We start from the raw sequence: 24,793 nt of genomic DNA, 5'->3' as shown, positions 1-24,793 counted from the left end.
CTCATGCCTCAACCGATCCGCGTGGGCCTCATCGGCGCCGGTTATATCGCCAGCTGGCACGGTGATGCACTGACGGCGACCGAGGGCGCGCAGGTCACCGCGGTCTGCGACCTGTCGGAACCCGCCGCCGAGGGGCTGGCCATGGCCTATGGCGCCGTCCCTTTTACCTCCGTCGAGGCACTGATCGCCTCCGGCGCCTGCGACGCGGTGCATATCCTCACCCCGCCGCAGCTGCACGCGGGGCTGGCGCAGCAATGCCTGAGGGCGGGGCTGCACGTGCTGGTCGAAAAACCCGTGGCGGTGAGCCTTGCAGAGACCCGTGCCATTGCCGAGACCGCCGAGGCCGCGGGCAAGCGTTTTCACCCCGGGCACAACTTCCTTGGCCTGCCCTCCTACGTCCGGATGAAAGAGGCGCTGCAGGCCGGCACCTATGGCCGCGTCTCGCAGGCCGAAATCACCTGGGCGCTGCCGCTTGCGCCGCTGCGCTCGGGCCCGTTCAGCCTGTGGCTGCTGCGCGCGCCGAAGAACCTGCTGCTCGAGCTGGGGCCGCACCCCTTTGCCTTTGCCGTCGATCTTTTCGGCCCGCTCGACATCCTGCATGCCGAGGCGACCAAGCCGATCGGGCTTCCGGGGGAGGACCTCCGCCCGCAGGGCTTCCGCATCCTCGCCCGCGCCGGCGGGGTCGAGATCACCTTTCAGCTGTCGATGGTCGAGACGGTGGACGACCGCTCGGTGACGCTGCGCGGCTCCTCGGGGCGGGCGCGTCTCGACTATGCGGCCGACACGCTGGTGGTGGACCGTGAAAATGCCTCGGACCTCATCATGAACCCCCTGCGGCGGCAACTGGAGCAAAGCTGGCAACACCTGCGCGAAGGTCTGCGCAACGCCGCGATCCAGACCGCATCGCTGAACCAGAAAGGCCCCTACGCCCAGAGCTTCCGCGGCATGATGGCGGCCATCTACGGCCCGCTCGCCGCGGGTCAGCCGCAGGACACCCGCTTCTCGGCGCGGAGCGCCGTCGCCGTCATGCAGGCCCTCGAGGCCGCCATCGCCAAGCTCCCCCCCGAAACGCTGGACGTGAAAGCGCCCGCCGTGCAGACCCGAAAGCCGAGGCCCACCGCCATGGTGATCGGCGGCACCGGCTTCATCGGCCGCGCCCTGACCCGGCGGCTGGTGGCCGAGGGCCAGGACGTGCGCGTGCTCTCGCGCGGGCGCCACGGCCCCTTCCCCGACCTGCCCGATCAGGTAGAGACGGTCGGCGTTTCGCTCCATGATCTCGACGCGCTCACGCAGGCCATGCAGGGCATCGACACGGTCTACAACCTTGCCCGTTCGCTCGAGACGACCTGGGCCGGGGCGCTGGTCAACGATGTCGGCGTCTCCACCCGCATCGCCATGGCCAGCGAGGCGGCGGGGGTGAAGCGGCTGGTCTACACCGGCACCATCGCCAGCTACGACATGTCCGATCCGCATGTGCAGATCACCGAGGAAACCCGCTTCCCGGACGACATGACGGGCCGCAACCTCTACGCCCGCTCCAAGGCCGAATGCGAGCGCCAGCTGAAGAAGCTGCACGCCGAGCGCGGTCTGCCGGTGACCATCGCCCGGCCCGGCATCGTCGTGGGCCACGGCGGGCCGCTGCAACATTGGGGGATCGGCCGCTGGCATGGTGCGGGCGCGGTGCGCATCTGGGGGCCGGGGCAGAACATCCTGCCCTTCGTGCTGATCGACGACGTGGCTGACGGGCTGCTCCGCATGGGCGCTGACCCCGCGGCCATCGGCCAGAGCTTCAATCTCGTGGGTGAGCCCATGCTCACCGCGCGCGGGTATTTTGACGCGATCGAGGAAACGCTCGGCGCCCGCATCCGCGTAAGCTCGGGCAACCTTTCGATCTTTTACGCCGCTGACGCGGTCAAATATGGGCTCAAGAAATACGCCCTGCGCAAGAAAGGGCTGGTGCGCCCCTCGCTGGCCGACTGGCAGAGCCGCGCTCATTTCTCGCCCTTCGTCAACGACAAGCCAAAAGCCGTGCTGGGTTGGCAACCCGAAGCGGACCGCGGGCGTTTCATCGAAAGAGCCATCACCGAAGCAAATCTCTTCGGGTTCTAGAGGGAAGGTTGCGCGGCCACTGCGCCCATTTCCTCCTTATTGTTGACCGAATCTCATGGCGTTATGACACGAATGGTCATGAGTGCACGGGCCGTGTGAACGTCGGGTGTGGCCCGGCGCCGCCGGCCTGAAAGCAGGCGGTCTCCTTGCCGATTGGGCAGGGGCGCCGCAGGTGGGGTGCCCGCGTGTGAGGTGCGGAGAGACGAGTATGGTAGAACGCCGCAAGTTCCAGCGTCGGAAACGGGTCGATGAGACGCCGGAGGATCCGCCGATCTTCCCGCTCGAGCGCCGCGCCGACCGGCTCGCCCGCCGCGAAGCCGAACGCGAGGCCGAAGACGCCCGCACCGAACAGGCCCGCGCAGACCAGATGCGGACTGACCAAATCCGGGTTGCCCAGATCCAGACTGAGCAGCACCGCGCGGAGATTGAGCCCGCCCGCCGGCAGCCCGCCGCGACCCGCGCCCGCACCGTGACGCCGCGCCCTGCGCCCGAGCCGCCCGCGCCCTGCGCGGAGGCGGCCGAGCCCGTCCCCGCCCCGCGCCGCCCGATCACCCGCCGCGCAACGCCCCAAGCCGGGGCGCTGTGGGACCGGCTGCCGGTGCTCGAGATCGACAGCGTCCATCTCGAGCGCAACCGCATTATCACCGCCAGCCGCGAAGACCCGGCCCATGCCGCCTTTGATGTGCTGCGCACCCGCTTGACCCAGGCGCTGGCCGAGAACGGCTGGACCCGCGTCGGCATCACCTCGCCCAGCAAGGGCTGCGGCAAGACGTTCACCGCCGCCAACCTCGCCATCTCGATGTCGCGGCAGGAGGGGCTGCGGGCGCTGCTGATGGATCTCGACCTGCGCAACCCGTCGCTGCACAAGGTCATGGGGATGCGCGCGCCCGGTGCCATGGGGGCGCTGCTGCGCGGTGTGATCCCTCCCGAGGCGCACCTGCTGCGCATGGGCGAGAACCACATCCACGCCGGGCACAACATCGCCTTCGGCTTCAACGAGGTCATCGAGCCCTACGCCGCCGAGCTGCTCAACGCGCCAGCCACCGCCGAGGTGATCACCTCGATCGAGGCGCGGCTGCAGCCCGACGTGATGCTCTTCGATCTGCCACCCGCGCTCTACTACGACGATGTTCTGGCCTTCCGGCCGCAAATCGACGGGGTGCTGATGGTGGTCGGCGGCGGGCTGACCACCGAGCGCGAGATCCGCGAGGTCGAGCGTCGCCTCGGCGCCGATACGCCGCTGCTCGGCATGGTGCTGAACAAGGCCGAGGGCACCAACCTCAAGAAGTACCAATACTGAGAAAGGCGGGCCCGGGGCCCGCCTTTTCCGTCTCAGCTCCCCCTGTCGCCGGCCAGCTTGGCCTAGGCCCCGACGCGCGGCAAGAAACGCTCGATCATCGGCAGCCTGTCGCCCAGCAGGCGCAGCCCGCCAAAGAGCGCGGCCCCCAGTGCCAGCACCAGAGCAGCGACGCCGAGACCCCTGCCGCGACGGTCGCGGCGGCTTTTCACCGGCGGGATCGCCACCACGGGCTGGATCCCGAGCACCCGTTCCATCTGTGCCGCGCTGCGCAGGGCCGGGTTCATCATCTCGGCGGCGAAGGCCGCGATCAGCCCGGCGATCAGGCTCGCCACGGCGCCCACGGCCACCAGCTTGCGGCGGCTCTGCGAGGCCGAGACCTCGGGCACCAGCGCCGTCTCGAGCACCTCGAAGCGGTCCGACTGCTGCCGGTCCTCGAGCATCTGCCCCATCTCGGCATCCGCCTTGCGGCGGGTGATCACGCTGTACTGGTCCTGCAGCTGCGTGCGCTCGCGCTCCAGCCCGCTGAGTTCGCGCTCGACCTCGGGGGCACGGCGGAGGGTCTCTTCGATGCCGTCGATGCGCACCGCGACCAACTGCCTCTGCTCTTCGAGCAACGCCAGCTGTCGGGCCTGCACGTCCTCGCGCTGGCGGGCGGAATTGGCCTGCAGCGCGACGATGTCCCGGTCGAGCTGCAGCTTGTTGTCCTCGAGCGTGCCAAGCTGGTCGCGCATGGCGGTCAGCCCGGAAGGCAGCGCTTCGGAATTCTGCTTCTTGAACTCGGCGATACGGGCATCCATCGCCTCAATCTCGGCCTCGACCCGCGCGTCCTCGGCCTCGAAGAAGGCCAGAGCGTCACGCGCCCGAGTCTCGCTTCGGCTGCGCGACATGTCGATCACCGAGTACATCAGCTCGTTGGCCACGTCCGCAGCCTTCTGCGGATCGTCGAGCCGTACGGTGATCATCAGCCCCGAGGGCTGGTTCTGCGGCGCGTAGACATTCGGGGTGGCGCGAATTTCCTGGATCGAGGCCGACTCGCGCATACGGAAGACGCGCTCGTTCATCGGCATCTCGGGACCGGACACGAACAACCCGTGCTCTTGCATGATGCGCACGAGGTTATCGCGCGACATGATCCGCTGCTCGATGAGCTGTACCCGCCGAGAAGCGGACTCCGCCGCGCCTGTGGCGCTGGTCGGATTGGGCGCAACCTGCGCTTCCTCGATCTGGACCACCGCCGTCGCCTCGTAGAGCTTGGGCTGGTTCAGCGCGAAGAACACAGCGATCGCCGTGCCGACCACGAAGGTCAGGGCAATCAGAACGAAACGGCGGCGCACTGCGGAGAGCACCTCGGAAAACGACTGGAACTGGTTCACAACAAAACTCCCGCAATGGCCCCCAATGCGATCGGAAAGCGGCGCCCCTGCCCCGGCCAATTTGGGGTTGGGACCAAGGGTAGGCGCGCCGCTTTCATGTCAAAATCTAACAATTTCGCCCGGTTTACGCCATCTTTATACCGGGCCAATCGGGAAACACTTCGTGTCCAATGTCGGGATCACGGTCACATTTAGGACATAAAATAGGGATTTTTCGCCTATCACTCGTTGGGAAGGGTGCAGATCGACACGATCAGGTCAAATTTCACGATCTGGAGCATCGGCAAAGTCGCCCCAGCCCCAAGCCCCATTTTCGCCACCATTCGCATCGCCCCCAGCGGCAGGCGTGATTCCATCGCCTCGAAACCAAAGAGCGCCCCGGTCAGCGGGTACTGCGCCTTGTAGGCCGCCTCCTTGGCGCTGAAGATTCTCACTCCGGCGCGCGAGAAAGGCATCGGCGAGAGCCGCGCCAGCTCGGGCACGCTGGCAATGCTGCGGATCAGCTCCGAGCGCATCGGACGATCGACCTCAAGATCGATTCCCAGTCCGCGCCAGTCCCGCGCCCTTGCCGCCATGGCAAGGCAGAGACCCTCGGTATGGGTGATGCTGGCGACAACGCCCTCGGGCCAGACCGGTGCCCGGTCCGCACCCTTGGGAATGGCAACGTCCCGCAGGCCGAGCTGGCGCAGCGCCGCACGCGCCGCCAGCCGCCCACCGGCAAATTCCGCCTGCCGCTTCGGGACCGCCCGGGAGATGCCGGCGCGTTCCTCGGGGAAAAGCTCCGACAGATCCTCCACCGGCTCCGACACCGCCCAGACCAGACCCTCGGGCAGCGTGACCCCATTCAGCAGATCCCTGAGATCCTCGGGCCGGACCATGTCACGCGCGCCTCTTGGCGCGCATCTCGCGACGCCGGTTCATGAGGTCCGCCCGCATCTGTGCGCGCGGGTTGAGCGGCGGAGCCACCTCCGGCGCGGCGCGACCCGTCTCCGTCCCGACCCCCGTCTCTATCGCTGTCTCGGTCTCAGTCTCAGGCGCGCTCGGCACGACCGGTCCCTCTGGTGCAGCCCGCTTGGGCGCGGGCGCAGCCACGCCGCCGGTAAGCCCCGCGACCCGCTCGGCCAGGTCCGCCAGGACCGGGAAGCGGAAGATGTCGGTGATCGACAGGCCCTTCACCCCCAGCCCGTCGCGGATCGCCCGATGCGCCTGCACCGCGAGCAGCGAATGCCCGCCCAGCTCGAAGAAATTGTCCCGCCCGGAGAGCCCCTGCACCCCCAGCACGGTCGACCAGATCTCGGCGACCTCTGCCTCGACCCGCGTTGTGTCCACCGTCTGCGCGGGCGTCGCCACGGGAGTCGGCGCGGCGGCCATAGGTGCTTCTACCGACGTCGGCGCGTCCCGCCGCGCCACGGGCGCGGGCAGCGCCTTGCGGTCGATTTTCTTGTTCGGCGTCAGGGGGAAGGCGTCGAGCCTGACAAAATGCGCGGGCACCATGAAGGCGGGCAATCCGCTGCCCATCGCGGCCCGCAGCCCGCCCTCGTCCACCTTGACGGACGCGGTGTAATACCCCACGAGCCGCAGATCGCCGGGGCTGTCCTCGCGCACCACGACAACCGCCTGTGAGACCCCCGGCTGCGCCTCCATGACGGCCTCGATCTCGCCCAGCTCGATGCGGTAGCCGCGCAGCTTCACCTGATGGTCGACCCTGCCGATGAAGTCGATCCGCCCATCCATTCGCCGCCGCACCAGATCGCCGGTGCGGTACATACGGCCCGAATGGAACGGGTTGGACACGAAGCGTTCCCCGGTCAGCGCCTCTTGTCCCCAATAGCCGCGCGTCACCCCCTCGCCGCCGATCCAGAGCTCGCCCGGCACGCCCACGCCCACCGGTTGCCGCGCCTCGTCCAGCACGTAGAGCTGCTGGTTGGCCAACGGCAGGCCGATGTTCACCACGCCCTCGTCCGCGCGCGCATCCTCGGTCGAGGACCAGATCGTCGTCTCGGTCGGCCCATACATGTTGGTGATCGAAGCGTCCGTGATCCGCCCGAACTCCTCGACCAGCGCGCCGGGCAGCGGCTCGCCGCCGAGAAAGAGGTGCGCCACCTTCGACAGCGCATAGCGCGCCTCGTCGTTCATCGCGATCATCCGCGCCATCGACGGGGTGCACTGCATATGCGTCACCCCATGGCGCAGGATCTGCGCGGCGATCGAGAAGTCCTCCTCCGCCAGTTCCGGCGCCACATTGGCCCGCTTCACCACCTCGGCCAACGGCCTCAGACCCTGCAGCACGGTCTCGACCGGGATGCCGTAGTCGATCAGGCAGGCGATCTCTCCCACGCCGATCCGTTTCAGCTGCTCGGTGCGCTCAAGCGCGTCCTCGACCGTGCCAAAGAGCCCGCTTTCGGTGAAATACCGCTCGAAGGCGAAATCGAGAATGGCCTCCAGATCGTCGGGTTCCAGAATGTCGAGATCCAGATCGAAAGCGTTGTTCACCCCCTTCGGGCGTTTGAACGCCGGGAAGGCCCAGGCGTATTGCTTGATCAGCGCCGCCGCGGACCGCAGGTACTCGCGCATCGGCCCGCGCGCGGTCTCGCGCGCCTGCTCACGGGTTTCGGCGATGTAGCTGTGCAGCATCAAGGTGACGGTGAAATCCTTGGGATCGCGCCCGGCCTCGCGCAGCGCCGCATGGTAGAGGCGGATCATCTCGGCCACGTCGTCGATGCTCTGGCCCAGCAGGTGCGTCAGCACGTTGCAGCCATGGGTGCCCGCATCCTTCCAGGTCTGCGGGTTGCCGGCGACGGTCAGCCAGAGCGGCAGCTCCATGGACACGGGCCGTGGCTGGGTCACCACGTCATGGGTCGAGCCGTCCTTGCGCGGAAAGGCGACAGGCCGTCCCGCCCATAGTTCTCGGATCTGGGAGATATTCTCGATGACGGCCTTCTTGTTGTCCGGCGGCGTGTTCTCGGGGCGCAGCACGAAGTCATCCGGCTGCCAGCCCGAGGCCAGTGCCAGCCCGGCGCGGCCGTTCGTCAGGTTGTCGATTACCGCCCATTCCTCGGCGATCCGCGCCGGGTGGTGCAGCGGCGAGACCACCGAGCCTGCGCGCACGGCGAGGTTCTGGGTCACCGCCGCCACCGCCGCCCCGGTCACAGAGGGGTTCGGGTAGGGCCCGCCAAAGGCGTGGAAGTGCCTCTCGGGGGTCCAGACCGCGCAGAAGCCGTTTCTGTCACCGAACTTCGCGCCCTCGAGCAGCAGCCGGTACTTGTCGCGGCCGGCACCGTCGTCGTTGCCCCAGTAGTAGAGCGAGAAATCCATGCGCGCGTCCGAGAGCGGCATCGGCCCGTTCGAGATCAGCCCCCGGTCCTCGTCCGAGGTCAGCACCACCTTGAAGCCGCGCGCCAGCGTGTAGAAAAGCTCCAGCACCGAGATATCGAAGCTGAGCGAGGTCACCGCCAGCCATGTGCCCGCCGGCTCGTGCGGCACGACGGCGTCCATTCCGGAAAAGAAGTTCACCACGTTGCGGTGCTCGACCATCACCCCTTTCGGCGTGCCCGTCGAGCCGCTGGTGTAGATCAGATAGGCAATGTCCTCGGGCCCGCTGGTCGCCTCGGGGCGCAAGGCCGGAGCTTGCGATAAGCGCGGGTCGGCGTCGAGCAGCAGAAGCTGCGCCTCATGCTCCGGCAGGGTCTTCGCCAACGCCGACTGGGTGACGATCACCGGCGCACCGCTGTCGGCGATGTAGTGCTGCAGCCGCTCCGCCGGATAGGCCGGGTCAAGCGGCAGATAGGCACCGCCCGCCTTGAGGATTCCAAGCGCCCCGACCAGCAGGTCGATCGAGCGGCGCGTGCAGAGTCCCACGACCACGCCCGGCCCGACGCCCATGGCCTGCAGCACCTGCGCCGCGCGGTTGGCGCGGGCGTCGAGGTCGGCGTAGCTCAGGCTCTGCCCCTCGAAAACCAGCGCCACGGCCTCGGGGGTCTTGGCCACCTGCGCCTCGAACGCGGCCTGAACCGTCAGGTCGCGGTCATGCGCCACGCCAGTGGCGTTCCACAGGTCGATGACCATCGCGCGCTCGGCCTCGGGCAGGATCGGCAGGTCGCGAATCTCGGTGTCGCCGGTCAGATGCGCCGCGATCAGCTCAAGCCGGGCGGCGATCAGCTCCACCTGCGCGGCTGGGATGCGGCCGATGCCGGCATGCAGCAGGATGCCCTGAGCGGTCTGCTCGACGGTCAGCACCGCGCCGGGGATTGGCCCGGCGGCAAGGCTCAGCCCCAGATGCGGCACCTGTGGCGCACCGCTCAACTCGGGCGTGCGGGCGGGCAGATCGGTGGCAAAGCCCCGGCGCCTGCGCGCCTCGGTCATGGCCTCGGCCATACGCGCCTGCAGTGCGTTGGCATCCCCCTCGGCCTCGGCGCGCAGCGGCACCCAGGGGGTGAGTATCCCGCTCTTGGCCAGCCCGCTCAGCGCGAGGTCGGCAAGGGCGATGTCGCACACCCCCTGCGGGTCGTGCCGCACGGCAAAGGCGCCGACGACCGCGGCGAGATCGGCCTCGCCGAGCGAGAGCGTGCGACGGGTGATCGCGCCCGTCTGCCGCCCGAGACCCGGCATTTCAAAGGGGCGCAGCTCGGCCAACCGTCCGCGCCAGAAGGGTTCATGCGGGGCGACGGTCCGGATGGCGGTGTCGATCCGGGCGCGCTCCTCCGACTCCACGAGATCCAGCGCCCCGCCGGGTTTGCCAACCTGCGCCACCAGCGCCGGCGCGCCGCAGGGATGGGTGAAATGCGCCAGCCGCAGCGCGCCGCTGCCGCAGGCCACGGTGAGATGATCGTCGCTGGCCTCGAGGATCTCCCCCGGGGTGCCACGCCCCTCGATCCCCCGGGCCTCGCCCACCAGCCAGATGCGCCCATTGGCGCGCACCTTCGGGGCCGAGAGCGGGTTGGCATAGCCGCCGTGATCCAGCGCCCGCACCAGCCGGGCAAGGTCGGTGGCGGGCTTGGTGAAATCCAGCAGCCCGTGGCCCGAGGGCCGGTCGGCGAGCGCGTGGTAGCTGCGTTGCGAGAGGTCCTGAGGCAGGCGTTTCAGGTCGGTCGCCAGCTGATCGATCACCTCGTCGAAACTGTCGATGGCCGCCTCGAAAGCCTTGGCGTTCAGCGTCAGCGCGGTGTCGCTGGCCGAGATGTCGAAGCCGCGGGTCACAAGGATATCGCCCTCGTCCACGCCGCCCTCGATCATATGCCAGGTGATGCCATGGCGGGTTTCGCCCTCGATCAGCGCCCAGACCGGGGCGTTGAGCCCGGCGTGCCGCGGCAGCGGGCCGTCGTGGAAATTTACCGTGCCCCTGACGGGCAGCGCCAGCACATCCGCGGGAATTATGTCCAGATTAGAGATCGAGAGCAGGTAATCGAAGGGCTGCGACAGTCGCTCTGCCAGACCGGGACCGGGCGCGACGACCGAGATTCCCTGATCCATCGCCCATTTCCCGATTTCGGGATTTCTGGTCACAACCGCCTCGATGCGATGTCCGGCGGCCTGCAGCTTCCCGGCGCATTGCACCAGCAAGGACTCGTTGCCGATGACGACAGAGCTGAACTTGTCCATCACAGTCTCTCCGCGTTCGCCTCTGCGCCGCCTGTCCCCGCGGGGACGGCGCGTCGCGCCGCGGGCCGGAACAGGGCGCGGAGGTCATGGGATATCAGGTCGCGCAGGAAGTGCGCGGGATCGGCGGCGGGCTTGCGCTGGATCACCCGACGCAGCCGCCAGAGCAGCCCGCCGCAGGCGTGCGACAGCGTCGCCAGCCCCGCGTAGCCCCGCCCGTGGGTCTTGGAGAAATAATGCCAGCGGCTGTCGAGCCAGAAGGTCGGAATGCGGGTCCAGCGCTTCATACCCGTCGAGACCGAGCCGATGTGCATGACCTCGCTGTCCCGCACGTAATGGGTCTGATACCCGGCACGGGCGGCGCGGTGGCAGAGCTCGGTTTCCTCGAAGTAGAGGAAGAAGGTCTCGTCGAAGAGCCCAATCTCGGCCAGCACCGCCTGCCGCATCATCAATGATGCACCGGCCAGCCAATCCACGCGCTGTGTCCCAGCGGGGACAGGCATCGGCACGGCCTTGCGCCGCAGCAGCCGCGAGACCGGGCCGAAGCGGGCGGCGCCTTCGAATTCCGAGGCGATGGAGGGGAAGCGGAACGCGGTCATATGCGTCTCGCCGTCCTCGCCGTGAAGATAGCTTCCGGCCAGGCCCGCCTCGGGGTGCGCTTCGAGATGTGCGACCAGCGCGCGGATCGCATCCGGCGCGGGAAAGGCGTCGGAGTTCAGCAGGTAGACGTAGTCGGGGCGGCTGCCGTCCGACCATCCCGCGTGGATGCCGATGTTGTTGCCCGCGCCGAAGCCGCCGTTGTGGTCGGAGCCGATCAATCGGATCGGCGCGCCCCGGGCCCAGTCCTCTGCCGCGAGCGCAGCCTTCATCTTTTCGTAAGATCCGTCGCCACTGGCATTGTCGACGATCACCAGCTCCGCCTCGAGACCCTGCAGGGCGCGCAGCGCCGCCTGCGCCGAACGCAGGGTCATCTCTGCCGTGCGGTAGTTGAGCGATATGACGAGCACGCGCGGCATGGGCTATTCCGCCGCCTCGGCAGGGACCGGCATCGCCCGGCGGTCGGGGGCAGATGCCTCGGCCTCGGCCTCGGCAATGGCCTGCCGCATTTGCGCGGCCAGCACCCGTACGTTGGGCTCGAGCACCATGGAATCGTGATCCCCCGGCACCTCGTGCACCTCGACCCCGGGCACATATTGTCCCCAGTCGTTGTCGGCCAGCACGTAGGCGCGTTCCGAATTCACCATGCGGCCGCCGCCAACCTGCCACTTGCCGACCAGCGGCGGGCGGTAGAGCACCAGTTTCCCGTCCCAGGGGCGGACGCGGTACTGCGCCACGGCCTGCAGGAAGGCGGCTTCGATCTCGGCGTTGTGGAAGGCGTGCCCGGCGTGGGTGGCCTCGCTGGCGCGGCGCTTGGCGATCTCCCAGCGCAGGCGGTTGCGCGCCCATATCAGCGGGTAAAGCGGGCCTTTGGCCCTGGCTTCCTGCCACTGGATGCGCAGGCGGTCGGCGCGTCCGAGCGGGCGGCGCGTCGGCAACGGTGTGTCGAGCAGGACGCAGAGCGCCACCTCTTCGCCCAGGGACTCGAGCTGGCGGGCGATCTCATAGGCGGTGATCCCACCGCCCGAAAAGCCGCCGAGCATGTAGGGGCCCTCGGGCTGCACCTGCCGCATCTCGGCGATGTAATCGGCGGCGGCAGCCTCGATGGTCGCATGGGGTGCCTCGCCGCCGTAGAGCCCCTTGGCCTGCAGCCCGTAGAAGCGCCGGTCGGCCCCCAGAAGATGCGCGAGATGGCGCAGGTTGAGCACGTTGCCGAACATCCCCGCCACGAGGAAGAACGGCCGGCGCGGCCCGCCCTCTCCGTCGTGCATTGGCACCAGATGGGTGAAGCGGCGCTCGGGGGTCTTGGGCGTTTCGCTCTCTGCGCCGCCCACGTGGCCCGTGCGCTCGGCGATGAGCGCGGCGCAGCGGCGGATGGTCGGCGCCTCGAACAGCACCGAGATCGGGAAATCGACGCGGAAGGCCTTGCGCACCATGGCAAACAGCCGCACGGCAATCAGGCTGTGCCCGCCAAGGTCGAAGAAACTGTCTTCGGCCCCGACGCTCTGGACGCCGAGAAGCTCCTGCCAGAACCCGGCGAGCGTGCGCTCTATCTCGCCCTCGGGGGCGACGAAATCGCTGTCCAGTTGCGGGCGCTCGAAGCTCTGCCCCTCGGGCGTGTCGAGGCTCGCGGCGGCACTCTGCCGTCTGAGCTGATCGAGATCCATCGAAGAGACCACCACTTGCGGCAGGCCGAGCGCCAGCGCGCGGGCAAAACCCTCGACGCCTTCTTCGGGCAGGATGCCCTGCGACAGGGTGTGGGCCAGCCGCTCCTCTGCGGGCGAGAGCGGCTGCGCGGCGCCCTGGTCCTCGGTCTCCAGCTCGGCAGCGGTGAGCCGCGGCGCGGCCTGCAACTGCTCGGGCGTGTCGAGGCGGCGGAGGGTGAAGCCGGTGATCTCCATCAGCACGCTGCCATCGGGCGCGCAGAGGGTGACGTCGAAGCTGGCGGTTCCGCTCTCGGCCCGAGTGTCCGCCGCACTGCGGACCCAGCTCACGATACGATCCGGCAAAGGTGCGTAGACGCGGACTCGGGCGTAGGACACCGGCACCCAGAGGTGGGTCGGCTGCCAGCCCGGGATCAGCGCCATCGCCCAGCCGGTGGCGATGTCGAGAAGCGCCGGGTGCAGCAGGCAGCCGTCCTGCGCCGCCTCGGGCGACAAGGAGAGATCGGCAACCCCCTCGCCCTGCCTCAGCGCCGCGGCGTCGAGCACCTTCCAGCGCGGCCCGAAGGCAAGCTGCTGGTCCTGCGCGGCGGCGAGCTTGCTACCGCGCGGCGCGCGCTCGGGGGCAGCGCATCGGGCGCGCAGGGCTGTCACGTCGAGCCGTGCCGGGCGCTGCAGGGGCAGGAGCGACAGCGTCGCCTGCGCCGTGAGCGCGAACCCACAACGACCATTCAGCGTTGCATCGGCCAGCACCTCGAAGCCGTACCCCTCGTCGCGGCGGGTGAGTCGCAGGCGAAGGTCGCGGGGGCGATCAGCGGCCACCCGCAACGGGCGCAGGAAGGCGAGGTCGCGGATCTCGAAAGGCTGGTCTTCGTGCTGCGCCTTCAGCGCATGGGCTGCAAGGGTCAGATAGCCGGTGCCCGGCAAAAGGGCGTCGCCCGCGCGGGTGCGGTGCTCGTCGATGATCCAGTCATCCGTCGAGAGCGTGCTCGTGAACAGCCGGTTGCCGAAACGGTCGAAGGTGGCGTTGCCAAGCAGTGGCAGGCCAGTGGGCGCCACGGGCGGCGCAGGCAGATCTCCGCTGCGGGCGGCGACGGCCTCGGCGGCCATGCCGACCTCGTTCCAGATGTCCCAGTTGATCGCGGTGACCTGCGTCTGCCCGCCGGCGCGCGACCGCGCGAAGGCGTTGAGAAACTCGTTGGCGGCGACGTAATCCACCTGCCCCGCCGGGGCGGTGACGGTGGAGGAGGACGAGAAGAGCGCGATCCAGTCGGTGGCGCCATCGGGGAAGACCTCGCCCAGCACCTGCGTGCCGTGGATTTTCGGGGTAAAGACGTCCTCCACCGAGGCCGGCGTCTTGGTCAGCAGAGGCGCGTCGTCGATGACGCCCGCGGCGTGGATCACCCCGGTGATGCGGCCAAAGCGCGCCTCGGCCGCATCCCGCGCGGCCTGAAGCCCGGCGCGGTTGCAGACGTCGGCGGCGATCACCATGACTTCGGCCCCGGCCTCCTCGAGCGCCAGCACAGCGCGGATGCGGCGGGCGATGGCCTCCTGCGGCGCGTGGCGGGCAAGGTATCCCGGCCAGCCCTCGCGCGCAGGCAGGGCGCGGCGGGCGACAAGGATCAGCTTGGCGCCGTGCTTTGCGAAGGCCATGCCGAGCGACAATCCAATGCCGCCGAAGCCACCGGTGAGCAGGTAGGTCCCCCGCCCCGGCTGCGGCGCGCCCTCGGGCAGCGGCACGGGGGTCATGATGCATTCGAACCGGCGGCCGTGTCGAAGGGCGGCGGTCGCATCCCCGGGCTCGGCAAGCAGGTCCTCGAGCACGAGATCGGTGAGCCGGACGAAGGCGACCTCGTGCGCGGCCTCGGCCTTGCGCCGGGCAAAAGGCGTGTGGGCCGCGCGCTCGGGCAGGACCAGATCCAGCGTTTCGACACGCACACCGGGCACTTCGCGCGGGATGACACGGGCAGGTCCGGCGATGGTCGCCTTGGACGGATGCGCCAGCGGCTCGTCCTGCACCTGCGCGGCGCCGGTGGTCAGCACGGTCATCTGCAGCGGACGCGGCAGCGGTTCCTCGGCCATGGCCTGCGCGAGGAAGAGCAGCGAGTAGAAGCCCTGCTCCTGCACGCGGTGGAAGAAGCTCGAGCCGGGACGGTGAGTCTCGCCCTCGGTCACCAGCCAGAAATGCGCGATACGCGTGGGCACATGACCCCGAAGCGCAAGGTCCTGCAGCAGCAGGTCGTAGCCCTCGCGGCCCCGCTCGGGCGGCAGGATATAGGAGCTGTCCGAGAGGCGGGAGAAGACATCGCCGGGGCGCACCTCGATCACCTCATGGCCAGCGACACCGAGCCGCGCGGCGCAGCGGGCGGCGAGCCCGGCCTCGTCCATGAACATCAGCCAGACCTGCGGCTCGACCGTCGCAAGCGCCTCGGTGACGTCCAGCGCAGCCTCGGCGACGCGCGGGCGCCAGACCGGCTTCCAGCCCCAGTCGGTCAGGTTGTCGCTGCGCATCAGGTGCTTCGGCGCGGGCTCGGCCTGTTTGCCCGGCGCGATGAAGTAGGGCGCGCGCTGGAAGGCGTAGGTGGGCAGCACGACGCGGTTGCGCCGGGCCTCGCCCCAGACCTGCGCCCAGTCGATCTCGGCGCCGAGCGCCCAGAGACGGCCCAGCACCTCGAACATGTGGCGGTCGTCGGCGATCTCTTCGTCGGGGTGACGCAGCGAGGAAAGCACCTGCTGGCCGGGGACCGCGGGGTGCTGGCGGGCAAGCGAGGAAAGCGCCTTGCCCGGGCCGACCTCTAGGAAAATGCGGCTCTGATGCGCGGCAAGCGTCGCCACGCAATCAGCGAAATGCACGGTCCCGCGCAGATGCTCGACCCAGTAATCGGGGCTGGTCGCCTCTTCGTCGGTCATCCAGCTGCCGCTGAGGTTCGAGGTCAGCGGGATGCGCGGCGGGCTGAGGTCGATGGAGCGCAGGTAGGCGCGGAACTGCTCGAGGATCGGCTCCAGCATCCGGCTGTGCGCAGCGATGTCGATGGCGATGCGCTGGCAGTCGATACCGTCCGCGATCAGTCTCTGTTCAAGCGATTTCAGCGCCTCTGCAGGCCCCGAGGCCACCGAGAGCTCGGGCGCATTGACCGCGCCGAGGTCGAGATCGGCGCCGAGGTAGCCCTGCAGCGTCTCGGCGGGCAGGCCGACCGAGAGCATGCCGCCTGCCGGCACCGTGTCGAAGAGCCGTCCGCGCAGGTGCACAAGGCCGATGCAGTCCTCGAAGCTCATCACGCCCGCGATGCAGGCCGCGGTGTTCTCGCCCATGGAATGCCCCGCGAGCGCGGCGGGCTCGAGACCCCAGCTCATCCAGAGCTTCGCAAGCGCCACTTCCATCATCAGGATCAGCGGCAGCTGCAGGGAGGGGCGTTTCAGCGCCTCCTCGGCCGCCGCCTTCGCTTCCGGCGCGGGCAGCCAGAGGGCGCGGATGTCCGCGTCGGTGATCTCGGCCAGCGCGGCCAGTCCGCGGTTCATCCAATCGGCGAAAACAGGCTCTGTTTCGTAAAGATCGCGCCCCATGCCGGCGTATTGCGCGCCGCCGCCGGGGAAGAGGAAGGCGACGTCGGGCCGGTCGAGCGCGCTATGAGTATGCACCCGGCGGGGGGTGTTTTCCTCCAGCAGGCGCGCAGCCTCCTCATGGCTCGCGGCGACCACAACGCGGCGCTTTTCGAAGGCGCGGCGACCCTGCTTCAGGGTGAAGGCGACATCGGCCAGTGGCTGCTCTGGATGCGCGCGCAGATGTGTGGCGAGGCGCTGCGCGTTCTGCTCCAGCGCCGCCTTGTTGCGGCCCGACAGGGTGAGGATCTGGAACGGCCAGTCGCTCTGCTCCGAAGCCGGGCGCGGCGGCGCCTCTTGCAGGACCACATGGGCATTGGTGCCGCCGACACCGAGCGAGTTCACCCCGGCGCGGCGCGGATGATCGCCGCGCGTCCATGGTGTCAGCGTGTCGTTCACCACGAAGCGCGAGTTTTCGAAGTCGATGGCGGGGTTGGGTTTCTCGTAGCTCAGCGAGGGCGGTATCTGCCCATGGTGCAGCGCCAGCGAGGTCTTGATCAGGCTCGCGACCCCGGCGGCGGTGTCGAGGTGGCCGATATTGGTCTTCACCGAGCCGATCCGGCAATGCCCTTGATTAGAGCCGCTTCCCGAAAAGGCCTGGGTCAGAGCCGCGACCTCGATGGGATCACCGAGATAGGTGCCGGTGCCGTGGCATTCGACGTAATCGATGCTGTCCGGGCTGACGCCTGCCACGGCCTGCGCCTCGGCGATCGCCTGCGCCTGACCATCGACCGAAGGGGCGAGATAGCCAGCCTTGCCCGCGCCGTCGTTGTTGATCGCCGAGCCCTTGATGACCGCCCAGACGTGATCGCCGTCGGCAAGCGCATCCCCGAGGCGGCGCAGCACCACGACCCCGGCGCCCGAGCCGAAGACCGTGCCCTGCGCGCGGTGATCGAAGGCATGGCATTCGCCGTCGGGCGAGAGGATTTCGTTCTCGCGGTAGAGATAGCCGCGCCCCTGCGGCAGCTCGATGGTCACGCCGCCCGCCAGCGCCATGTCGCATTCACCGCTCAGCAGCGCCTGAACGGCGAAATGGGTGGCGACGAGCGAGGTGGAACAGGCGGTCTGGACGTTGACCGACGGCCCGTGCAGGTCGAGCACGTAGCTGAGCCGCGTGGTCAGGAAGTCCTTGTCGTTTCCGGTATGGCGCAGCAGGAACATGCCCGTGCTGTCGACGAGCTCGGGGTTGGAGCACAGGTTGACGTAGAAATAGCTGCCCATGCCGACGCCGCCGAAGACCCCGATGGAGCCGTCGAAGCTGTCGGGGACGTGACCGGCGGTCTCGAGCGCCTCCCAGGAGGTTTCGAGGAACTGCCGGTGCTGCGGGTCCATGATCGCCGCATCCTTGGGAGCGAAGCCGAAGAACTCCGCATCGAACATCTCGAAACCATCGAGCGGCGCCCCGAAGGGCACGTAGTCGCGGTGGCGCAGCAGGCCCGGGTCTTCGCCGGCCGCGCGCAACTCATCCTCGGTGAACCGGCGGATGGCGCGGCGGCCCTCACGCAGGTTCTCCCAATAGGCGGCGATATCGGCGGCGCCGGGCAGATGCGCGGCCATGCCGACGATGGCAATGTCCGTCTCTGCGGTACCTGTCTCGGCGATGTCACGTTGACTGTCCAAGAAGCCTTCCTCACTCGCACAAACCCCGCGACCTCATGCTCCGTAAAGACAGATTACGGAGAAAATTGGGCGCAATGCGGCGTGATCCGCCGTCGCGGGAAACAAAGCGGGACAGGTCACGGCACTGTCCGCCGCAAAGGAGACTATCAGGCGTGACCGCGCGTGTCTCGGGCCGCTGTCGCCGCAGGCGCGAGACCGGCGGGGCTCACCAGCCCTGGCTGCTGAGCGCGGTGACGGCGGGCCAGTTGAGCGAGATTGCAAGCGCCGCCAGCGCCGCGCCGAAGAGCGCGAAGCACAGGTCGTGCAGCGGATCCCAGACGCCCATGCGCCGCGCCAGCCAGACCACCACCGGATAAGCCAGCGCAAAGGCCGCGCCGTAGCCGAGCAGAGCACCGATCAGCCCGTAGGTTTCCAGCCCGACGAGGATGCAGCCCACCATCAGCAGCGCCCGCGCAAGCGCGAGGACGAAGAAGCTGCGGCTGTCACCCGCCGCCAGCGCCGCTTGGTCGTAGGTCTGCACGATGATCTGCGGCATCTGCATGCAGGCGATGAGCACAGTCACCGCCCCGGCGGCAAGATAGCGCTCGTCGTACATCAGTTCGACCAGCCCGTGGCCGCAGACGGCGAAGCTGGCGACCAGCACCAGAAGCGCGCCAGTCACTGAAAAGCGCATCTTGCGCAGGCGCAGGAAGTTCTGGCGGCTTTCGCGCGGCGGGCTCTCGCGGTAGATCGGGATCAGCACCTTGCGCGTCACCATGCCGCCCAGCAGCATCGGGAAGGAGGCGAGGAAGTAGCCGATGTTGTAGACCCCGAAGGCGTCGAGGCTGAGATATTTGCCGATCAGGATCTTGTCGCCCTGGCTGAAGAAGAAGCCGCAGACCGTCGACAGGAAGATCCATTTGCCGAAGGTCACCAGTTCGTGCCGCGCCTCTGGCTCCATGCGGAAGCGGTTGCGCCCCCCCGCCAGCAGCAGCGAGTTGGCGGTCACCTCGACGAGGCTGCTGATCAGCCCGGAGAGCACCAGCGACCAGACCGAGCCGGTGGCCCAGGCCAGAAGCACCGCACTGCCGACACCGATGGTCTGGGTGGCAAGCTCGAGCAGGGTGACCCGGCCGAGCAGCAGGTGACGGTTAGCGCTGTCCATGCGGGTCGGGCGGAAGCCGACGATCAGCAGTGACAGCCCCGCCACAGGCAGCAGGTGCATAAGCTGCGGCTCGTCGTAGAACAGCGACATGGGCCAGGCCAGCGCGCAGGCACAGAGCCAGAGGCCAATTCCACGCAGCACCTGGATGGTCCAGGCGGTGTCGAGGAATGCCCGATCGTCGCCGCGCTTGCTTTGCAGGATCGCCGGGGTGACGCCCACGTCCGAGAACTGCATCAGCCCCATCAGGAAGACCGAGACCAGCGCCATGAGACCGAAAGCCTCGGGGAAGAGCAGCCGGGTGAGGATCAGATTGCTGCCGAGCCGCAGCGCCTGCGAAAAGCCGAAGCTGCCGACGGTGAGCAGCGACGAGCGCAGCACCCGGGCGCCGAGCGAGGCCCCGGAAAAGCGTTGGATCAGGGTGGTGCTCACCGGCTGCGGCTCCACTCCGGGTGCGCCTGCGGGGTCAGCCGCACCAGCAGCGCCACACCGCTGTAGACGGCAAAGCCGATCGGATCGCGCAGCGCCATGCGCAACTTGCCGATGGCCGAAAGCGGCAGCTTGTCGTCATTGCCTAGAAGCCGCGGATAGAGTTTGCCAACCTGCGCCACCCCGGCGTCCTGCCTGCGACGCACGCGCACCAGCGCGGCCAGCCCCTCGGCGATGGGCCATTCGTAATACGCGGGCACCGAGGCGCGCTCTTCGGGGGTGAAGCTGAGCCGCACGAAGGTGTCGTCCGAAATGACGTCGGGAAACTCGGGCCAGCGCGCGCGGCCCTCGGCGTTGACCGCGAAGACACCGCAGCCGGGCACGCCGTCGGACATGAAGGGCACCTGCCGCCAGGTCCGGGCATAGGCGCGGGCGGCCCAGCCGTGGGCGGTGATCCGCAGCCGTCCGCTGGCATAGCGCGCGCCGGGCCGGCTCAGGGCGGCGTAAAGCTGTGCGAGAAGCGCCTTGCTGACCGTCACATCGGCGTCGAGGTAGATGCGGATGCCCGAGAGTGCCTCTGCGTCACCGGCATTGAGCGCGGCGAGCTTGCCGCCCTCTGCCCGCTCGATCACCCGCAGGCGCCAACCCCGCGCGGCGAAGCCGTCGATGGCCCCGCGGGCGCGCGCGGCGGTGTCATCCACGCAGCCATTGGCAACCACGATGACCTCGGGCGCGGGGCTGTCCCCGGGCCAGTCCGAGGCCAGCAGAGCCTTCAGGCACGCGCCGATCAGCGCGCTCTCGTTGCAGGCGGGCAGGATCACCGAAACCGCGGGGCTGCCAGGAAACCGATACTCGTCAGATGCCATGATCCGTACCAAGGACGACACACATGCCTATGTCCTGCACCAGGACAGGGTAGCTTTGCCAGCAAACTATGGCCAAAGAATGATTTGAGGGAGTTTGTGGTTTAATTGTCGACGGCCGTCCCGGCCTGCTGTTCGACGCGTGGGGGTTCCGCTGTCGCAAAATCTTCGGATTGGCTATCTCGTTCCCCAGTTCCCTGGGCAGACGCATATCTTCTTCTGGCGCGAGGTGCAGGCGCTCGAGGCCATGGGCCACGAGGTGCACCTTTTGTCGACGCGCGTGCCGCCCAGCGGGCTGATCGCGCACAGCTGGTCGAAGGACGCCATCGCCCGCACCACCTATCTTGGCGAGATTCGCCCCCTGGCGGCGGCGACCACGCTGGCCCGGCTGCTGCCGGGTCGGCTTGCGCGCGACCTCCTGCGCGAAGGGCCGGGCTTTGCCCGGGACACGGCGCTGACGCTCTCGGCCGCCGAGGCGCTGCGGGCCTACGCGCGGAGGCATGGGCTCGACCACGTCCACGTGCACAGCTGCGCCCGCGCCGCGCTGGTGGCCAATCTCGCGCAGAGGCTCGGCGGCGCGCCCTATTCGCTGACCCTGCATGGCCCGCTGTCGGATTACGGCCCTGGCCAGCGGGTGAAATGGCGCGAGGCCGCCTTTGCCACGGTGATCACCCGCAAGCTGACGGATGAGCTGCACGCGGCGCTGGGGGACAACCTGCCGCAGCGCATGGTGATCCGCCCCATGGGGGTCGACACCGAGGAGCTGCGCCGCGACGCGCCCTATGTGCCGCCCGAGAAGGGCCGCCCGGTGCGGCTTTTCTCCTGCGGGCGGCTGAACGTTGTGAAGGGCCACCAGGACCTGATGTCGGCGATGCGCCAGCTGCTCGACCAGGGCGTCGACGTGCGGCTGGAGATCGCTGGCGAGGATGACGCCGGCGGCAGCGGCTACCGCGCCGAGCTCGAGGCACATCTGCGCAAGCTGCGACTGCGCGACCACGTGAAGCTCTTGGGGGCGATCGACGCCGGGGCGGTGCGCGACAAGCTGCTCTCGGCGCATGTCTTCGTTCTGGCCTCCTGGCACGAACCGCTCGGCGTGGCCTACATGGAGGCCATGGCCTGCGGCGTGCCGGTGATCGGCACCGATGCGGGCGGGGTGCGCGAGCTGATCGACGATGGGCATTGCGGCAAGCTTGTGCCGCCAAAGGACCCGACGGCGCTGGCGCGGGCGATCCGCGACCTGGCGCAGAACCCCGAGACCGCCCGCCGCCTTGGCGCGGCCGGACGGGAACGGGTCGAACGTGACTTCCGCGCCAGCCTCGGCGCCGAGACACTGGTCGAGGAAATCCTGCGCGCGCGGCAGTAGCGGCAAAGACCATCCGGGGCCCTTGCGGCTCTTCTTGAAGAGAGTTGGGCCTCAGAGGCCGGCGGTGGGGAGATCCGCCTCGGGCGTGTCCTCGAAGCCCAGCAGTTCGACGGCGTAGAGCGTGACCCGCCCGCGCGGCCCCGCCGCCAGCAGCCGCCCCGCCGCATCGTGCGTGAAGGTGTACTCCCCCTGCGCGCCCGGCAGCAGAGCCCGGTCCTCGCCGCCCCCCCCGTTGAGGTGATCGTCGCCGCCCTTGCCGATCAGCAGATCGTTCCCGGCCCCGCCAAGCAGCACATCGGGCCGCGCGCTGCCCTCCAGCGTCGCGCCACCGGGCGCGGCGCGCAGGAGCAGCCCGTCGTCGAAGGTGCCCGGGGGGCGCTCTTCCCAATGGGTGGGCGCTGCGGCGTTGTAGCTCATCAGCATGTCCCAGCGCGGGTTTGCATCATCGAGATGCCGCAGCGCCCCCCAGCTGCCCCACTGCGAGGCCGGGGCGACGTCGACGAAGGCATTGAAGAGCGTGCCATCCGCCGCCATCCAGCCATTCAGCAGCTGCTCGTAGAGCTTGGCCATCTCGGGGCTGTAGTTGAACTGCTCGAAAAATGCGGTGAGCCTCTCGTCCTGCAGCCGCTCGGCCTGCGCCGCCACATGGGTGCCGCCCTCGTACATCACCAGCCGCAGCCCGGCCTTGTCGGCAACCTCGGCGTGATAGGGCAGGATCTCGCCGGTCAGTTCCGCCAGCGAGCCCTCCTGCAGCGCGAGCGCCACCGGCAGCATCGCGGCATCAAAACGATGTTCTTTCACGTATTCGCGCAGGGCAACGCGGCGCAGCCCCTGCGCCTCGCCGTCCTCCTGCGCCTGCATCTCGGCGCGCGAGAGCCAGTCGTCCATCTGCTTCGCCATCTCCTCGCCCCCAAGCTCGTAGCCGAAGTAGCCCGCGACGGCGTAGGCGTCGAAGCTCTCCTGCGGCGCGCGCCCGAGCGCGAGATAGGCCAGCGGCGCCGTGAGGATCTGCTCCTCGAGACCCGGCCAGCCGGTGTGGGTCGAGATCACCCGGACAAGCCGCGCGCCGGCTTCTGTGCCGTAAACCTCGCTCCAGATGTCCATCACCTGCGCGGCGCGCAGCGCGTAGAACTGGATCCAGCCCGTCTCCGAGCGGCCCCAGCGCGCCTCGGCCTGCTGGGTCGCCCATTGCGCCTGCGGGAAGATGAAATTCCAGACCTCGTTGGAATATTCGACATAGGCCTTGAGCCCCGGATCGAGCCGCGTCTTCGCCAACTCGGCGAAGCGGCGGACGTAGTCGTCATCGGCCATATGCGGCAAGGCGAACCACGGATCGGCGCCGACCTCGTTGGCAAGGTCGATCATCACCTCGGGCGGCACACCCCAGGCGGTCCAGGTGGCATCGCTCAAGCGGGGGCGGTCATCCCAGCGCTGCGCCGGGGAGCCATTGGTCATCATCCAGTCCATGAAGCGCAGGCTGCGCAGGTCGTGGATGCGCGCCAGCCAGTGCGGATTGAACAGCGCACCGGCTTCGAAAAGCGGCACCTGATCCTCGCGCACCACATGGATGTCGCGGATCGGGTCCTCGGGATCGATCGCCGAGATCGAGATGCCCACCGAGCCCTCGCCCGGCGCGTAGTCGAAGAGCGCCCGCCCCTCATCCATGCGCACGCGGCTGGCGCGGCCGGTGAGCTGCAGATCGCCCTTGCCCTGCCAGGTCACCACGTAGGTGCCGCGCAGGTGCTGCGCGGCCTCGGGTTGATCGGTGAGCAGCAGGGCTTCCAGCCGCTCGACCCCCTCGGGGATGCGCAGCGGCCACCCATTCTCGTCCAACACACCAAGGGCGCGGAGCGCGTCGATCTCCACGCCGCCCCACTGCCCCGGCAAGTGGCCAATCCAAGGCCGCGAGGATTTCATCAGGTCGACAAAGGGATGCTGGGTGGACCAGTCCGACAGGCCGTTGAGCCCCATGGCCAAGGCCGGGGCACCCTCGGGACGGGCCCCGGCGTCGGGCAGTGCAAGCCGTGGGCGCGGCGGCAGCGACGTGTCTGCGGCCGGCTCAGCGGCACCCTGTTCGGGCGCTTCCAGCGCAGGCGCCACCGCCGCGGCCTTCTCGGGCAGCCCCTCGGAGACCACCTGCCAGACATGCGCGGCGATCTGCGGGTAGACGGCGGCGATCGCCCGGTCGATCTCGGGCGGCGGCGCATAGCCCTCGGGGGGCGGCGTGCCGTAAAGCGCGCTGTAGGTCACCATGGCGGCAAGGAAGTAAAGCGAGGGCGTGCCATGCGGCGCATCGTCGACGTAGAGCGCCTGCGCAGGCACGTCCTGCAGCGGCCCGCCCTCCTCGAGCAGTTCCGACAGCACCCGCGCCACCGGAATGAGCTGCACCGGCTGGCCGGGACGCGCCGCGCGCAGCTTGTCCAGCAGGTCATCGTACCAGACCCCATAGGCGCCGAGCGTGTAATCGTGGTAGCGCCGCATCCCCCGCGCCGAGGGCGGATAGTCCCCGGCGACCGAGGCCATGTCGGGCCAGCCCTCGTAAATCCAGAGCGGCGTGCCGGGGGCGTGCCCCTCGACCCAGTCGGCGACGGTGAGAATCGCATCCATCGGGCTGGTGCCCGAGGGGTTGTTGCCCGGATAGGGCGCGTCCGAGACCTGGTACTGCAGGAAGTTCGCCGGGGTGATCAGCACCGCGTCGAAGCCCGCATCGCCGAAGGCGCCGCGCCCCGGGTCCCAATGGTTACTCACCCCGGGGATCGTCCAGTTCGGCTCGGGTGGCAGGTTGTCGGAAAAGTCGCGCAGGAAGCCCCATTGCCCGTCGAGCGACAGCCGCGCGCCATCAGCCTTCGCCAGCTGCGCGAGCCAGTAGGGCGTGTTGCTATGCGCCTCCTGCCCGAGGAAATGCACCAGCGAGTTGCCGAAGACATAGACCTCGCGCTCGGGGCTGCCGCCCTCCTGCGCCAGCGCTGCAAGGGGCCAGCCGGCAGCCAGCAATGCTGCCCTCAGAAAACGCCCGACCATGAAATTCCCCCGAAACAATCCTGAACCAAACGGCTTTCCCGGAACATATGGGCACGCGGTACGGTCACTCAAGCGGCACAAGGGTCGTGCTGCACTGCGGCGTAACTTTCCGGGCCTCTCG

General features: G+C 68.8%; 11 protein-coding genes. 3 read left to right on the top strand and 8 right to left on the bottom strand.

Annotated elements, in window-relative coordinates:
• The first annotated feature begins 3 nt into the window (after nt 1-3).
• Together G0Q01_RS07690 and G0Q01_RS07685 are read left to right on the top strand one after the other, a co-directional pair.
• Nucleotides 4-2,109, top strand: a complete 2,106-nt coding sequence (locus G0Q01_RS07690) for an NAD-dependent epimerase/dehydratase family protein (RefSeq protein WP_164213200.1) — start codon at nt 4-6, stop codon at nt 2,107-2,109.
• A gap of 208 nt (nt 2,110-2,317) precedes the next feature.
• Nucleotides 2,318-3,409, top strand: coding sequence for a CpsD/CapB family tyrosine-protein kinase (locus G0Q01_RS07685; RefSeq protein WP_164213199.1), 1,092 nt, complete (start codon nt 2,318-2,320; stop codon nt 3,407-3,409).
• A 62-nt stretch (nt 3,410-3,471) separates the two neighbouring features.
• On the opposite strand, the gene G0Q01_RS07680 is transcribed toward G0Q01_RS07685, so the two are convergent.
• The 7 genes from G0Q01_RS07680 to G0Q01_RS07650 form a co-directional block, all read right to left on the bottom strand.
• The gene (locus G0Q01_RS07680) at nt 3,472-4,782 is read right to left on the bottom strand and encodes a Wzz/FepE/Etk N-terminal domain-containing protein (protein ID WP_164213198.1); all 1,311 of its coding nucleotides are present in this window, start codon (nt 4,780-4,782) and stop codon (nt 3,472-3,474) included.
• Between the two features lie 221 nt (nt 4,783-5,003).
• The gene (locus tag G0Q01_RS07675) at nt 5,004-5,660 is read right to left on the bottom strand and encodes a 4'-phosphopantetheinyl transferase (protein WP_164213197.1); all 657 of its coding nucleotides are present in this window, start codon (nt 5,658-5,660) and stop codon (nt 5,004-5,006) included.
• 1 nt (nt 5,661) lies between these two features.
• Complete coding sequence (locus G0Q01_RS07670; protein ID WP_164213196.1) at nt 5,662-10,380, bottom strand: MupA/Atu3671 family FMN-dependent luciferase-like monooxygenase; 4,719 nt, start codon at nt 10,378-10,380, stop codon at nt 5,662-5,664.
• Nucleotides 10,380-11,393: a glycosyltransferase family 2 protein gene (locus G0Q01_RS07665; protein ID WP_164213195.1), complete on the bottom strand. Its 1,014-nt coding sequence runs from the start codon at nt 11,391-11,393 to the stop codon at nt 10,380-10,382. The genes G0Q01_RS07670 and G0Q01_RS07665 overlap by 1 nt, the downstream gene beginning before the upstream one ends.
• Before the next feature lie 3 nt (nt 11,394-11,396).
• Complete coding sequence (locus G0Q01_RS07660) at nt 11,397-17,855, bottom strand: type I polyketide synthase (protein WP_255455575.1); 6,459 nt, start codon at nt 17,853-17,855, stop codon at nt 11,397-11,399.
• Between the two features lie 205 nt (nt 17,856-18,060).
• Nucleotides 18,061-19,428: an oligosaccharide flippase family protein gene (locus G0Q01_RS07655; RefSeq protein WP_164213194.1), complete on the bottom strand. Its 1,368-nt coding sequence runs from the start codon at nt 19,426-19,428 to the stop codon at nt 18,061-18,063.
• Nucleotides 19,425-20,291 (bottom strand): glycosyltransferase family 2 protein, encoded by an 867-nt coding sequence (locus tag G0Q01_RS07650; protein ID WP_164213193.1) that lies wholly within the window; start codon nt 20,289-20,291, stop codon nt 19,425-19,427. The genes G0Q01_RS07655 and G0Q01_RS07650 overlap by 4 nt, the downstream gene beginning before the upstream one ends.
• Nucleotides 20,292-20,442: 151 nt before the next feature.
• Here G0Q01_RS07650 and epsE point away from each other — a divergent pair, with 151 nt between their 5' ends.
• Complete coding sequence (gene epsE, locus G0Q01_RS07645; protein WP_164213286.1) at nt 20,443-21,651, top strand: exopolysaccharide biosynthesis GT4 family glycosyltransferase EpsE; 1,209 nt, start codon at nt 20,443-20,445, stop codon at nt 21,649-21,651.
• A gap of 51 nt (nt 21,652-21,702) precedes the next feature.
• Here the strand turns inward: epsE and G0Q01_RS07640 are convergent, their stop codons facing one another.
• A complete protein-coding gene (locus G0Q01_RS07640; protein ID WP_164213192.1) occupies nt 21,703-24,672 on the bottom strand; it encodes a calcium-binding protein in 2,970 nt (989 codons plus the stop codon).
• Between the last annotated feature and the right edge of the window lie 121 nt (nt 24,673-24,793).

The sequence above is a fragment of the Salipiger sp. PrR007 genome (assembly GCF_010499845.1).
GTDB classification, from domain to species: Bacteria; Pseudomonadota; Alphaproteobacteria; order Rhodobacterales; family Rhodobacteraceae; genus Salipiger; species Salipiger pacificus_A.
This window is presented reverse-complemented; position numbering and strand designations above follow the sequence as displayed.